Below are 13,537 nucleotides of genomic sequence, written 5' to 3'. Positions count from 1 at the left end.
AAATCATGTCCGATAACGTATTGCGGATTTTGACGGCAATAGTGGCGATCGCAACCGGCTCCGTCGGTACCTTCGCTATTTTTTACGGCCTCAATCTCTTGGTAGAGCGCCTGCCCCGTCTGTGGAAAGACCGGCTGTTGCCCTGGGTTTACATGGGGCCTGCCATGGTGATGCTGACGGCGTATCTGGTGTTGCCCACCCTGCGCACCCTGTACCTAAGTTTTTTAGACAGCCGCTCGGTCAAGTTTGTCGGCCTCAAAAACTATGCCTTTGCCCTCACCAACCCCGATATGGTGATTGCCTTTCGCAACAACCTGCTGTGGCTATTGTTGGTGTCTGGCATCAGCGTTGGCCTGGGGCTGATTATTGCCGTCCTGGTGGACCGGGTGAAGTACGAGTCGGCGGCTAAATCGCTGATCTTTTTACCCATGGCCATTTCCTTTGTGGGGGCCAGCGTTATTTGGCGATTTATCTATGCCTTTAAACCGGCGGGCACCGATCAAATTGGCTTGCTCAATGCCCTGCGCCAGACATTTGGGCTCAAGCCCTTGGGCTGGTTGATTCAGCGCGACGGGGTGTTAGAGCCGGTGTGGGCTGGGCTGGGGCTGGACAATCTCAGCCCGTTACCCACGCTGCTGCCGCTCAATACCCTGGCCCTAATTATCATTATGATTTGGCTCCAGACCGGGTTTTGCATGGTGTTGCTATCGGCTGCGGTGAAGGGGATTCCCAAGGATGTTCTCGAAGCGGCCCGGATTGATGGCGCCAATGAGTTTCAAATCTTTCGGCGCATTATTATTCCGATGATTATGCCGACGATTACCGTGGTGGCCACCACGGTGGTGGTGGCGGTGCTCAAGGTCTTCGATATTGTGTACGTAATGACCGGCGGCAACCTAGATACGGATGTCATTGCCAGCCGCATGATCAAGGAAATGTTTAACTTTAGAAACTTTGGTCGGGGTAGCGCCATCGCGACGATGCTCTTGCTGGCGGTCATTCCCGTCATGGTCACCAACATTCGACGCTTTACCCAGCAGGAGGCGAACCGATGAAAATAGCCAAGTCTGCTAAGACCGCATGGTTTCAACGGTTGCCCCTGCATCTGGCGGTGGTGACGATTTCCTTGCTTTGGACGCTACCGACGGCGGGGCTATTTATCAGCTCTTTTCGGCGTCAGGATGCACTACTCCAAAACGGCTGGTGGACGGTGTTTCAACATCCGTTTGATGTCACCCAGTTCCACATTGGCAACTACATTGATGTGCTCGCAAGCCAGGGCATGGGCCAGGCCTTTATCAATAGCTTGGTGATTGCGATTCCGGCGACGGTTATTCCCATTTCGATTGCCACGTTTGCGGCCTATGCCCTGGCCTGGATGCAGTTTCCCGGTAGGCAGACCCTATTTGTGGTGATTGTGGGTTTGCTGGTGGTGCCGTTGCAAATGACCCTGATTCCGGTGTTGCGGGCCTATAACGAGTTGGGGTTAGCCGGTAGCTTTTTGGCGGTGTGGCTGGCCCATACGGGGTATGGTTTGCCGCTGGGCATTTACCTGTTGCGCAACTACATCGGTTCTTTGCCACGGGATTTGATCGAAGCCGCCGCGGTGGATGGGGCCTCCCATTTGAAAATCTTTACGCGGCTGATTGTGCCCCTATCGATGCCTGCGATCGCATCCTTTGCCGTATTTCAATTTCTCTGGGTGTGGAACGATTTACTCGTCGCCCTCGTGTATTTAGGGGGCAACCAAAACGTTGCCCCGGTCACCCTGGTGTTGCGAAACTTGGTGGGTGACCGGGGCCAAGACTGGCACCTGCTGACGGCTGGAGCCTTTATCTCTATGGTGGTGCCCCTAGCGGTATTTTTTGCCCTGCAGCGCTACTTTGTTCGCGGATTGTTGGCGGGGTCTGTCAAAGGCTAAACGGGTCGATTTTAAAGCTAAATAATTAGTGTGATGCCTAGCAATCACCTTCGCATTAGTTGCGGGCATGGACTGACGACAGCTGGGGCAGTACCAGTAAAGAGTGCTATTGCTAATTTGTCGAAGTAATGAGCTATCGCAGCAGAGACAGTTACTCATAATTATTGAACGTGTTTTATCACGGATTAATTAAAAAAGTTAGTCAGTCAGATTAAGGAAACACCTATACGGTATCGATTAAGTGTGAGGAAACTATGAAGCTCACCCGCCTCCCATGGCGATAAAGCGTAGCGAATATCACAAAAAAATCACATTTCGCTGATTGTATTAAACGTAAAGCCTTCGGCCCTGCTGTTAGAGGCTGAACTGCATACTAAACCCATAAAAAAGCTAGCCTAGATATAATTCAAGGCCGGTTGATGTAATTCCTGACCAGTGCCCTCATTTTCTGGTCAGGAATTCTTTCCAATTTTTCAAAAGTTGCTATAAATCCTGCCCATGGCCCATCCAAAAATTGCCGTAAAGCTACAGGTTTTTACTGGGACGTGGTTTAGCAGGGGTAGGAGTTACACCCGCCATGAAAATCTTAGTTGTAGAAGATGATGCAGGATTAGCAGAAATCCTTGACCATACATTGAAGCAACATCACTATCAGACTGAAATGGCTACCGATGGTGAAGCTGGTTGGCAGTGTATCGAGCTATTTGAATACGATTTAGTCCTCCTAGATCTATATCTGCCCAAGCTGGATGGCATCAGTTTTTGCCGCAAGCTAAGGACGTCGGGCTATGCCGTGCCAGTGTTGTTGATGACGGCTGAAGATGCCCTGGCTAGCAAGGTTACGGGGTTAGATGCCGGAGCTGATGATTACATCATTAAACCCCTCGATTTAGACGAACTCTTGGCGCGTATGCGGGCCCTATTGCGCCGTGGCCAAGTGCAAACATCCCCCCTGATAACCTGGGGGCAGGTAACTCTAAATCCCACCAGTTGCGAGGTTTTATGCCAGGAAAAACGTCTGCACTTGACCGGTAAAGAATATGCCCTATTGGAGCTATTACTGCGGCATCGGCACCGAATTTTTAGCTTGAACACGTTGATTGATCGCCTCTGGTCATTTGAAAAAATGCCGTCTGAGAATGCTGTCCGCACCCATGTCAAAAGTTTGCGCCGTAAACTGCGACAGGGTGGGGTGGAGGACATGATTGAGACCGTGTATGGGTTAGGTTATCGTCTCCGACCTGAGCCAGTAGCCCCCTCACCTGAACCGGTAGCGCCAACAAAATATGCCTCTCTAGAAAGGGCCAGGTCAGGGGCTGCTCTAGCACCGCAAGATCCAGTAGTCGCCTCCCTTAAGACTATTTGGGAGCGTCATCAATCCAAATATTTAGATCTGATTGAATCTTTAGCCCAGTCAGTACAGCTATTGCAGGATAAAGCGTTTGATCCATCTACGGCCATAGCCCAAAATCAGCTAGAACTGGCGGCTGCGCAAAAAGTTGCCCACCGATTAAAAGGCGCTTTGGGGAGCTTTGGGTTTACAACCGCCTCTCAGCTCGCTGCCCGTATTGAGCAAGTGCTGTTGGTGACACCATTGCCCAATGGTCAACATTTGCAACAGTTACCTAGCGTCATTGAGCAGTTACGCCAGGCTTTACCGGGTTCAACCACTGTCAATAGTCACCGGGCGTCCCAGTTGCGAGGCTCCGGCATTCATCAGTGGCTCATTATTGATAACGATATAGATTTTGTCGATAACCTCATCCATGAGGCTTCTGTTTGGGGGGTGCAGCCATGGGTTGCATCCACCGTCCATGAATCTAAAGAGCTTTTGCAGCAACACAACATCGATATTGTGTTGTTGGATATCAACGTGACGGGAGTTTTGAGTGAAGGCATGGCCCTCCTGTTGGAGCTTACCCAGCTGCAGCCACAGCTGTCGGTGATTGTCGCCACCGACCAAGATAGCCTCAGGGAACGGGCAACCGCATTACGAGCGGGGGCCAAATCCTTTCTGCCAAAGCCGGTGGCCGCCGCCCAAGTCTTAAAAACCCTCATCCACCACCTAGGACAAACAACATTGCCTGCTGCCAGTATTCTCGCTTTAGATGATGACCCGCAAATTCTAGAATGTTTGGACGCCATCCTCAGACCTTGGGGGTTTCAACTAACGTTGGTGTCAGATCCCTTAAAGTTTTGGGATAGCCTGGAGCAGGCACCGCCAGATTTGATGATTTTAGATATTGAAATGCCTGATTTCAATGGTTTAGAAATGTGTCAGGTGATCAGAAACGATCCGGCGTTGCATCAATTTCCCATTCTCTTCTTATCAGGCCATACCGAGCCCGACATTGTCCGTCGCGTGTTTGAAGTGGGTGCGGATGACTATCTCAGTAAACCCATCATTGGGCCAGAGTTAGTGGCCCGGATCTTAAATCGTTTGGAGCGGGTCCGATTGTTGCGCACCTTGGCTGAAGTTGATCAGCTGACAGGACTGAGTCAGCGTCATCAGTCGGTTAAAGACTTCAATAGGCTGCTAAAGTTAGCAGATCGTCAACAGACGACCCTCTGTTTTGCCCTGTTAGATTTAGATCAATTTAAGGCTGTTAACGATTACCATGGCCATGATGTTGGCGATCAGGTGCTAAAAACCTTAGGGGACTACCTCCGTAAAACGTTTCGGGGGGAAGATGTGCTGGCTCGCTGGGGGGGGGAAGAGTTTGTGGTGGGGTTATATGGTATTTCTAAGGATGTGGCCGTGCAACGTTTAACCATGTTGTTGCAAACCTTTCGCCAACATGGTTTTCTAGGTGACACCAAGTCCTTGTTCCATGTCAGTTTTAGCGGTGGTGTGGCTGAGTATCCGCAGCATGGTAAAGATGTACAAAGTTTGTACCGTGTGGCTGACAAAGCTTTGTATAAGGCCAAAGCCGCCGGGCGCAATCAAGTTTTATCTAGTTGAATACTACTGGAGGCAAGTGGGATGGAAACACTGCAGAATATATTTTCTCCCACGCAGTTTATTCCCCATGGGCATTGTTATCTTTGGCAGCCTGAACTGATCTGGCTCCATTTGCTTTCGGATGTACTCATTGCGATCGCATACTACTCCATCCCCGTGATGTTGGTGTACTTTGTTCGAAAGCGTGAAGATATTCCTTTCCCCGGTATTTTTCTCCTATTTGGGTTGTTTATTACCACCTGCGGGTCCACCCACTTAATGGCCGTCTGGACCCTGTGGCACCCGGCCTATTGGCTATCGGGTGTGTTAAAAGCCATCACGGCTATCGTGTCTATCTATACTGCGTTGGAGTTATTTCCCACGATCCCGGCGGCTTTAGCCTTACCCAGCCCACAACAGCTAAGAAAAATTAACCAACAGCTTGAAACCGAGATAGACGAGCGCAAGCAGGTTGAAGCTGCTTTACAAGAACAGCTCAAATCACGCCAGGTGATAGCAGATATTTCCACTCGATTTATCGACCTCGATGCAGGTTCGATTGATACTGAAATTAACCAAGCATTAGCGACAATCGGTCAGCTAAAAAACATTGACACCAGTTATATCCTTGACTTCGACTATGTCAACGAAGTCACCTGTATGACCCACGAGTGGACCGATCACAATGTTGTTCCCTTAATCGGAAATGTCCAAAATATCCCCTTTAAAAACCTTCATTGGGTCATGAATCCCCTCCAGCGCGGTGAGCCCATTGTCGTTTCCAGTGTAGAGCAGCTACCCATCGAAGCCGCTGGCATGAAAACCATTTGGCAGCGTTACAGTCGCCAATCACTGGTGGGTATTCCCCTGGGCAGTGAACCTCACCCCTTAGGCGTTGTTGTGTTTGCCTCCTGTTCCCAAGAAATTTCCTGGACCGAAGGGGATATTCAACTGTTTAAAATTTTTGCTGAAATTTTACTTAGAAGCATGCAGCGCAAGCAGGCGGAACTTGCCCTGCGGCGTAGTGAAGAACGTTGGCAATTGGCCATCAGCGGCACCAATGCCGGTATTTGGGACTGGCAGATCGACACGGATGAAGTGTTCTACTCGCCTAGATTTAAGCAAATGTTGGGCTATGAAGGCCACGAATTTCTCGATCACCCAGACGAATGGGTAAATCGTGTACACCCCGACGATCTGGCCTATGTACAATCGGCGGTGCAGGATCATTGGGACCATAAAACACCGGATTATAAAACTGAACATCGTCTACGGTGTAAAGATGGCAGCTATCGGTGGGTCCTAGACCAGGCCCAGGTGCTGTGGGATGAGGCTGGGACGCCTGTGCGGATGGTGGGTTCCCACACAGATATTACCGATCAAAAACTGGCGGAAGCCGCTCTCCAAAAACAATTGCAACTGGGCAAAATTGTTTCAGAGTTATCCAGTCGGTTTATCAATTTAGACCCTGATGATACCGACTCGGAAATTAACCATGCCTTGCAAGTGATTGGTCAACTAGAGGCCGTAGATACCACCTATATTTTCCGTTACGCCCCCACTGACACTACCTTGAGCATGACCCACGAATGGGTTGCCGCCGGACACACAGCACAAATTAACCATGCCCAAAATCTACCTCAGGCTGCGTTTCCTTGGGCCTTTCGCTGTTTATTCAGTGGAGAGTCACTCATCATTGCCGATGTGGCGGATGCCCCACCGGAAGCAACGGTAGATACTCAAAGTTGGCAGCAGTTTGGTCTCCAGGCTATTCTCACCATTCCTTTGATGGCTAAGGGTGAGCTGTGGGGGGCCGTGGGCTTTGCTTCATTTAGTACGGTCTCACCATGGACCGACGCGAATGTGCAGTTGCTTACGATATTCGCTGAAATTCTATTCAGGGCCCAGCAGCGGCAGCAGTCAGCGTTAGCGTTGCGTCGTAGTGAAGAGCGTTGGCAACTGGCCCTCAATGGTAGTAGTGCCGGTATTTGGGACTGGGATATGCAGACGCGCGATATCTTTTATTCGCCTCGCTGTAAAACCATGTTGGGCTATGGAGAGCATGAAATTTCCAATAGCTTTGATGCATGGGAAAATCGCATGCACCCCGATGATATTGTTCGCGTCTATGCCACCCTGCAGGATCATTTAGATGGCAACACACCGGTCTACCAGGCAGAATATCGGATGCAGTGCAAAGATGGTAGTCACCGATGGTTTTTAGATTCTGCTAAAGCACTCAGAAATGAAGCCGGTAATGTTATTCGGGTAACGGGCGCTTATACCGATATCACCGAGCGTAAACGGGCAGAAGAAGAGCTCAAGCATCTCAATCAAGAACTTGAAGCTCGAGTGCAAGCAAGAACTGCCGCATTTCAAGAAAGTGAGCAGCGGTTTCGGTCATTGTTTGAGTCCGCCCCAGACTTTATCTATGTACTAGATCACCATGGCCTGATTCAGCAGGTCAATCCAACGGTTGCAGAGCAGTCTGGCTACGCCGAATCGGAACTGCTGAGCCAACCCTTGTCCAACTTTTTGAGTAGCAACACCCAAGCGACTTGTCAGCAAGAGTTTGCAGATTTACTCATCACCGGTAACCATCGCCAGGAGATGGAATTTGTCTGTAAAGATGGGCGAATTTTGACCATGGACTGCTCTTGTACGTTGGTAAAAGACTCGCCGTCGGACGATTATATTTTAGTGTTACAGCGAGATGTTACCCAACGTAAGCAAGCCGAAGAAGAGCGGCAAAAACTCTTGGTGACGGTGCAACGCTCTGAGCAACGCTGGCGTAGCTTTCTCGACAATGTACGGTTGATGGTGGTGGGTTTGGATGCTGCTGGCGCAATAAATTACGTGAACCCCCATTTTCTATCGTTGATGGGGTATCGCCGCCACGAAGTCCAAGGTGAAAATGGATTGCATCTATTGTTCCCCCAGTCCGAACGGCAACAGCCGCAAGAGATTTTCCAGTCCTTGTTGGCAAATAAGACATCATCCCATCATCAAGTCCGTGTCTTCACCTGCTGCGACAAAGAAGAAAAGATTATTGAGTGGAATACTACAGTGCTTACGGATGCTGATGGCCATTCAACCGGAATTTTAAGCATTGGGGAAGATGTGAGTGAACGCTATGCCATCGATCGGATGAAGGATGAATTTATCTCCGTTGTTAGCCATGAACTGCGGACGCCCCTGACATCTATCCATGGGGCCTTAGATTTGGTTGCCAGTGGATTGGTGACGCCACAATCGGACCGGGGGCAGCATGTATTGACCATTGCGGCGGAGAATTCATCCCGTTTGGTTCAGTTAGTCGATGACATTCTTGAACTAGAACGCCTAGAGTCTGGCAAAGTTAAGCTCCGTCAGGGAGCGGTTTCGATACAGGCGCTGACCCGACGAGCCTATGAGTTAATCGAACTGATGGCCGAGCGAGCCAATATCCACATAGAGTTGGCCGCCGAGCTTGATCTGATGATCTGGGCCGATGGTGACCGTATAAGTCAGGTGTTAACGAATTTGCTGAGCAATGCGATTAAGTTTTCAGAACCATCATCGACGGTATCGGTGATCGTCCAAGAAATTCCCATCCATGACGGCAGCCAGATTCAGTTTATGGTGCAAGATCAAGGGCGGGGAATTCCGCCGAATAAGTTAGATCATATTTTTGAACGTTTTCATCAAGTGGATGCCTCTGACTCCCGTAGTAAGGGGGGGACTGGTTTAGGCCTGGCCATCTGCAGCAGTATTGTGCAGCAGCATGGGGGCAAGATTTGGGCCGAAAGTACTCTGGGGGTGGGCAGCACATTTTTCTTTACTCTGCCTGCAGCTTGTCAAGTAGCGGTTTAATTCAGTACGTATCCCTTTCGCCCTTCGTAGAAATATGTGCTGGTGGTCTAGGTAATGCGTTGTTTGATGTACACTACATTGGCTTTATTTGACCGATCTAAAGGCCCATGGACAAGAAGAGTATTTTGGTGGTGGATGACGATGATGGTGTCCGCGAAATTATTCAGTTTTCCTTAGAAGCTGCGGCTGGGTGGACGGTGGATACGGCGGCCTGTGGCCAGGATGGCATTGCGATCGCAAAAGCCAAGTCCCCCGATCTCATTTTATTAGATGTGATGATGCCCGGCGAAGATGGGATCGACGTGTTTAAGCAGCTCCAAGCCGATCCCGTGACCCAATCGATTCCCACGATTTTTCTGACGGCAAAGGCCCGCATGAGCGAGCACCAAGCGTTGCTGCAAATAGGTGTCCTAGGGGTGATTACCAAACCCTTTAAGGCTAGGGAGCTCACCCAGCAAATTGAGCAATTACTCGGCTGGTAATCCGCTCTACTTTTTTATGCCGCCAATGTAAAATCACAAAAAAACCACATTGTTTGTGTAAATTACAAGCATTCTCCCAAGGCCCCTTTTTCTAAACCATCGAGGTTAGAGCGGGGAGGGGGAGAACGCTCATGCTCTGGAGCTCAACGCAATAGAGGCTGGCTGGTACTGCCAAAATGGAACGAAACGATTTTCAACGCTCCCTAGATAACGATTTTCAACGCTCCCTGGATATTGTTGTTTGTGTCTTCAAGGAAAAAGATATTACCGCCCTCAATAAAGTCAAAGACTTTCTATATTCGCTACCCAGCCCAAGAGAAACTGAGGAAGCGCTGGCTGCAGCGGTACTATACTTTGCCAAGCACGATCAGCAAGTATTTGAGTGGATCATTATCAACCAGGCAAGTTTATCCCCTGAACTTGACCTATTTGCCTACACGCGCAACTTAGTTCGCACCCGGCTGATTGGGGCCGGCTGGTTGCAGGGCAAGGATTTTTGGTTTGACCTACACAGCCTGCTATTCAATAACGAGCTACTAAAATATCAGTTTGTAGATTACTTTCGTCAAGATGAATTGGCTTTGGTCAAGGTGATGCTTCAGATTAAATCCTGATGCTCATAAAGTCTTTAGATTTTCTTCCTATTGTGGATTTGTGGGCGATGACAGCCTCCACCAATCCACAGTTAGGAAGGTACTGATCATGATGAACTGCACTGTCGAATCTGCTAATCAGGTTCTGCTGGAAAAACTGGACAATGTTTTAGCGTCCTATCCAACCTATCCATATCAAGTGGCGTTGAGCAATGAAAAGGTGAAGCAACTTTTGCTCGATTACGTTGAGGTGAAGCTAAAGCAGGTCATGCCCAGCCTTCAGTCCCCTGGGCATTGGCGACGGTTGCCCCACTATCTAAGCCAGCTTGTTGATTTAGAGCTGCGTTTAGACAGCTATATCTACTGGGGCATTGAGTACATTATTCAGAATCAGCTTGAGCTATTAGTAGAGCCTGAAAAATTGGCTCAGCCATCCTGGAGCGTTGAAGATATGACCCAAACCTGTATGCCATCCTACTGGTTTGGCTAGGGGCTATTCGCTGGTGAGGACCGTATTTTCTTCACCTTCGGTGGTGGTCTCTAGGCCGGTGGTAATCACAGAGAGCTTTAAGGCTTCGTCGGTCTCTGGGGCAGTTTCTGCTTCGGTCTGTGGTTGGGGGGTGATTTCAGGGTCCACACGTTTGGAAAAGCCCCATGCGAAGATCGCGGCAATCAGGGCGACCATGGCCCAGTCTGGGGGGACCCAGCTTTCGTTGATCACACGCACCAATAACCTGAGGCCCACAAATGCAACGGTGACAAAGCCGGCATCTTCTAGGTGAACATATTCATCCAGCCACTGGATAAAGAGACCCGCCATAAACCGCAGGGCAATGATGCCAATGGCGCCCCCCAGCAAAATGATGGTCACTTCGTCTGAAAGGGCGATGGCCGTTGTGACGCTATCTAAAGAAAAGGCTAAATCTGTAAACGCAATGATTGGAATTGCCTGCCACAGGGATGCAAACTTCGGGCCGTGGTGTTGTTCATCGTCATCATCACGGCTGCTGAAGTGTTGATACACCAGCCACAGTAGATAGGCTGCACCGGCCACTTCAAATTGCCAAAAATTTAATACCCAGCTGGCGGTCAAAATTAGGGTCATCCGCAGCACAAAGGCGACGATTAAGCCTAAATTGAGGGCACGTCGTTGCTGTTCTGCTGATTCTAGCCCCTGGGCAATGGCGGCCAGTGCGATCGCATTATCCGCCGACAGCACCGCCTCTAGTGCAATCAGCACCGGCAATAACAGTAGGGTATCTAGGCCTAAATTAGGCGACCATTCGAGTAACTGATCTAACATGTAGCCCTTAACATTTTGCAGTCATTACAAGTAAACATGTCTTTAGTGATCGGAGTCAGGGACACCCTTGTTTAGAATAGATCGGATACCATCCACCGCCCATTCTTATCAGGGAAACTGATCTCCCGATTGCCTGTGATTTCAAACCTATTTGCCCAATTTCGTCACCGGCATGCCAGTGGCAGTCTCACATCCGAATTATTAATGGCCCATGCTGAGCAATATTTGGTCAAGGCTACGGTGAGTATAGACGCCCAGGTCGTGGGGACGGCCCTAGCGGCTGATAAAGACCTGGCGGCAGCGGATGACCGGGCAAAGGAACGAGTGCTTGCCATGCTAGGGTTTGGGCCAGATGGCACTGGGCAAACCAACGGCTCAGCGGCCCCCGTGGCCAGGGTGCCCGCCGGGGCTCCCCAGCCCCAGACTGTAACGCCAGTGGTGCCCAAGCCGATAGCCAAAGAAGCCGCCGCCCCCGCCATCGCCCCAGACCCCAGCCCTGAACCCGCAGACCCGGCCCATGGCGCTACCGAGGATGACGACATGGGTCGTCCTTTAGATAGCTTTACCCCCGAAGAGGCACCGGCACCGTCGGAAGTGCCTGCTTCATCCTTAGCGGCTAACGCCATTGAAAATTTTGACGATACCCATCCCGTAGACCTGTCAGACATCATTGCCCAAACTGATGTGGAAATGTCGCGGCTGGGGTGGAGCAGCGTCCAGGGGCGGACGTATCTAGAGCAAACCTTCAATAAACGATCACGTCAGCAGCTATCGGATGAAGAACTGCTGACGTTTTTGCTGTACCTAGAATCTCAATCCACACCTAGCATGGGCTAGTGCACCTACTCAACTGGTGTGGGGCGGCTGCCAATGGAATGGCGGTCAATGACCTGATCGATTAATCCATATTCAACGGCCTCATGGGGAGACATGAAGAAATCCCGTTCCGTATCTTCGGTGATACGTTCAATGGGCTGGTCCGTGTGGGCGGCCAAGGCATCGTTCAGGGTTTTCTTAATGTATAGAATCTCTTTCGCCTGAATTTCGATGTCAGTTGCCTGACCTTGGGCGCCGCCCAAAGGTTGGTGAATCATAATGCGAGAATTGGGCAGGCTCATGCGTTTGCCCTTGGTGCCCGCACTTAGCAAAAAGGCACCCATACTGGCAGCCAAACCCACACAAATGGTGGATACGTCTGGCTTGATGTGGTTCATCGTGTCAAAAATGCCCAGACCGTCGTATACCGAACCACCGGGGGAATTGATATAGAGGAAGATATCCTTATCGGGATCCTCGGCCTCTAGAAATAGCATTTGCGCCACAATCAGGTTGGAGGATTCGGCGGTCACCTGCTGCCCTAAAAAGACAATACGCTCCCGTAGCAGGCGGGAGTAGATATCAAAGGCGCGTTCACCGCGACCCGATTGCTCAATAACGGTAGGAATCATAAGGGCCTAAGCGTATGGGTTCTTTTACTTGCTTTAACTGATTGTACAGACTTAATTAGGGTAGTGGGGGAGTGCGGATATCCCTAAAGTAGCAACGGTCCCATCCTAGATCTCATTTTGGGTTGGAAACGGTTTGAGCCACTGCCGTTGTAACCCAAAATCTAAAATCAGGCGGACGACTAAAAAGAGGCCAAAACTTTCGGCAATGGGCAGCATTAGGACCAGAATATTGGTCTGTTCTGCGAAATTTAAGCTTTCTAGCTGGCTGAGGCTGCGGGTGAGGGCGAAGGCCCCAACGGCCCCACTTCTGAGATGGGGATTGGGATCCTGACGAATGATGTATCGGTAGGTAACGCCGAATAGGAAACAGCAGACAGCGGCAATGCTCAGGCGTTGCAGGATGAGGAGGGGCATATGGGGCGCGGCACCTGGGGTGAATATCCCTGTGGCAACCACTAAGATCAGGCTCACGGCGATGCCTGCGATCGCAGCCACAATACCGGTTTTGACGGATTCAATCCGTTCTGGATCCATGGGGATAATCATCGACTCTGGGGCAATTTTTCCGCTGCACAAAAATCGGGCATTGATTTACCGTATGATAAAAGGAGCCGATTAGGCGACACTTTTCACTTACATAAGCAAGTTAGGCGATATGGATATTTTGACTTTGGGCTGGGTTGCATTGCTCGCTTTCTTTAGTTTTTCTATCTCCATGGTGGTTTGGGGCCGCAACGGTTTCTAGGCCGCTTGTTTTCGATATGGTAGGTGACCCATAGCAGGTGTCCATGACAGGCGATTTAGAAGCTCAGGTATATAGTGTTTTAGCAACTCTGGCGGCGCTTCTTTTGGTATTAGTGACCGGAGGCGTTGTTTACTTAACCAGTGTTGAGTGGCGCGATAAGCGACAGCGCACCCAAGAAGCGCTGGATAATCGAAAGCCCGTAAGTAAACGCCGGAGCAAGAAAAAATAGTTCAAACGTGAAAGGGGGCGAAC

Annotated in this window: 13 protein-coding genes; 10 read left to right on the top strand and 3 right to left on the bottom strand. The window is 50.1% G+C overall.

Translation table 11 applies throughout. The annotated features are described in order from the left end of the window. Positions 1 to 5 precede the first annotated feature (5 nt). From IXB28_RS12110 to IXB28_RS12080, 7 genes are all read left to right on the top strand, one after another. Entirely contained in the window at positions 6 to 1,055 is a 1,050-nt protein-coding gene (locus tag IXB28_RS12110) for a carbohydrate ABC transporter permease (protein WP_215618860.1), read from the top strand. Continuing rightward, positions 1,052 to 1,921, top strand: a complete 870-nt coding sequence (locus tag IXB28_RS12105; RefSeq protein WP_215618859.1) for a carbohydrate ABC transporter permease — start codon at positions 1,052 to 1,054, stop codon at positions 1,919 to 1,921. Before IXB28_RS12110 ends, IXB28_RS12105 begins: the two co-directional genes overlap by 4 nt. 577 nt (positions 1,922 to 2,498) lie before the next feature. Further along, positions 2,499 to 4,883, top strand: a complete 2,385-nt coding sequence (locus IXB28_RS12100; RefSeq protein ID WP_215618858.1) for a response regulator — start codon at positions 2,499 to 2,501, stop codon at positions 4,881 to 4,883. 21 nt (positions 4,884 to 4,904) lie between these two features. Further along, positions 4,905 to 8,714 (top strand): PAS domain S-box protein, encoded by a 3,810-nt coding sequence (locus tag IXB28_RS12095; RefSeq protein WP_215618857.1) that lies wholly within the window; start codon positions 4,905 to 4,907, stop codon positions 8,712 to 8,714. Between the two features lie 107 nt (positions 8,715 to 8,821). Then, entirely contained in the window at positions 8,822 to 9,196 is a 375-nt protein-coding gene (locus IXB28_RS12090) for a response regulator (protein ID WP_215618856.1), read from the top strand. A gap of 176 nt (positions 9,197 to 9,372) precedes the next feature. Continuing rightward, a complete protein-coding gene (locus IXB28_RS12085) occupies positions 9,373 to 9,810 on the top strand; it encodes a hypothetical protein (RefSeq protein ID WP_215618855.1) in 438 nt (145 codons plus the stop codon). An 88-nt stretch (positions 9,811 to 9,898) separates the two neighbouring features. Next, complete coding sequence (locus tag IXB28_RS12080; protein WP_215618854.1) at positions 9,899 to 10,279, top strand: hypothetical protein; 381 nt, start codon at positions 9,899 to 9,901, stop codon at positions 10,277 to 10,279. A gap of 3 nt (positions 10,280 to 10,282) precedes the next feature. Here IXB28_RS12080 and IXB28_RS12075 read toward each other — a convergent pair whose 3' ends face one another. Then, positions 10,283 to 11,092, bottom strand: a complete 810-nt coding sequence (locus tag IXB28_RS12075; protein WP_215618853.1) for a TerC family protein — start codon at positions 11,090 to 11,092, stop codon at positions 10,283 to 10,285. A gap of 135 nt (positions 11,093 to 11,227) precedes the next feature. Here IXB28_RS12075 and IXB28_RS12070 point away from each other — a divergent pair, with 135 nt between their 5' ends. After that, the gene (locus IXB28_RS12070) at positions 11,228 to 11,929 is read left to right on the top strand and encodes a hypothetical protein (protein ID WP_407659199.1); all 702 of its coding nucleotides are present in this window, start codon (positions 11,228 to 11,230) and stop codon (positions 11,927 to 11,929) included. 5 nt (positions 11,930 to 11,934) lie between these two features. On the opposite strand, the gene clpP is transcribed toward IXB28_RS12070, so the two are convergent. Both clpP and IXB28_RS12060 read right to left on the bottom strand, forming a co-directional pair. Continuing rightward, complete coding sequence (gene clpP / locus IXB28_RS12065) at positions 11,935 to 12,540, bottom strand: ATP-dependent Clp endopeptidase proteolytic subunit ClpP (RefSeq protein ID WP_215618851.1); 606 nt, start codon at positions 12,538 to 12,540, stop codon at positions 11,935 to 11,937. Between the two features lie 105 nt (positions 12,541 to 12,645). Then, positions 12,646 to 13,074 (bottom strand): hypothetical protein, encoded by a 429-nt coding sequence (locus tag IXB28_RS12060; RefSeq protein ID WP_215618850.1) that lies wholly within the window; start codon positions 13,072 to 13,074, stop codon positions 12,646 to 12,648. A 121-nt stretch (positions 13,075 to 13,195) separates the two neighbouring features. Between IXB28_RS12060 and petN the strand changes: the two genes are divergently transcribed. Next, positions 13,196 to 13,285: a cytochrome b6-f complex subunit PetN gene (petN, locus tag IXB28_RS16830; RefSeq protein WP_215618849.1), complete on the top strand. Its 90-nt coding sequence runs from the start codon at positions 13,196 to 13,198 to the stop codon at positions 13,283 to 13,285. Between the two features lie 43 nt (positions 13,286 to 13,328). Then, complete coding sequence (locus IXB28_RS12050) at positions 13,329 to 13,514, top strand: hypothetical protein (RefSeq protein ID WP_215619075.1); 186 nt, start codon at positions 13,329 to 13,331, stop codon at positions 13,512 to 13,514. The last annotated feature ends 23 nt before the right edge of the window (positions 13,515 to 13,537 follow it).

The sequence above is a fragment of the Leptothoe kymatousa TAU-MAC 1615 genome, assembly GCF_018739865.1.
GTDB classification, from domain to species: Bacteria; Cyanobacteriota; Cyanobacteriia; order Phormidesmidales; family Phormidesmidaceae; genus Leptothoe; species Leptothoe kymatousa.
This window is presented reverse-complemented; position numbering and strand designations above follow the sequence as displayed.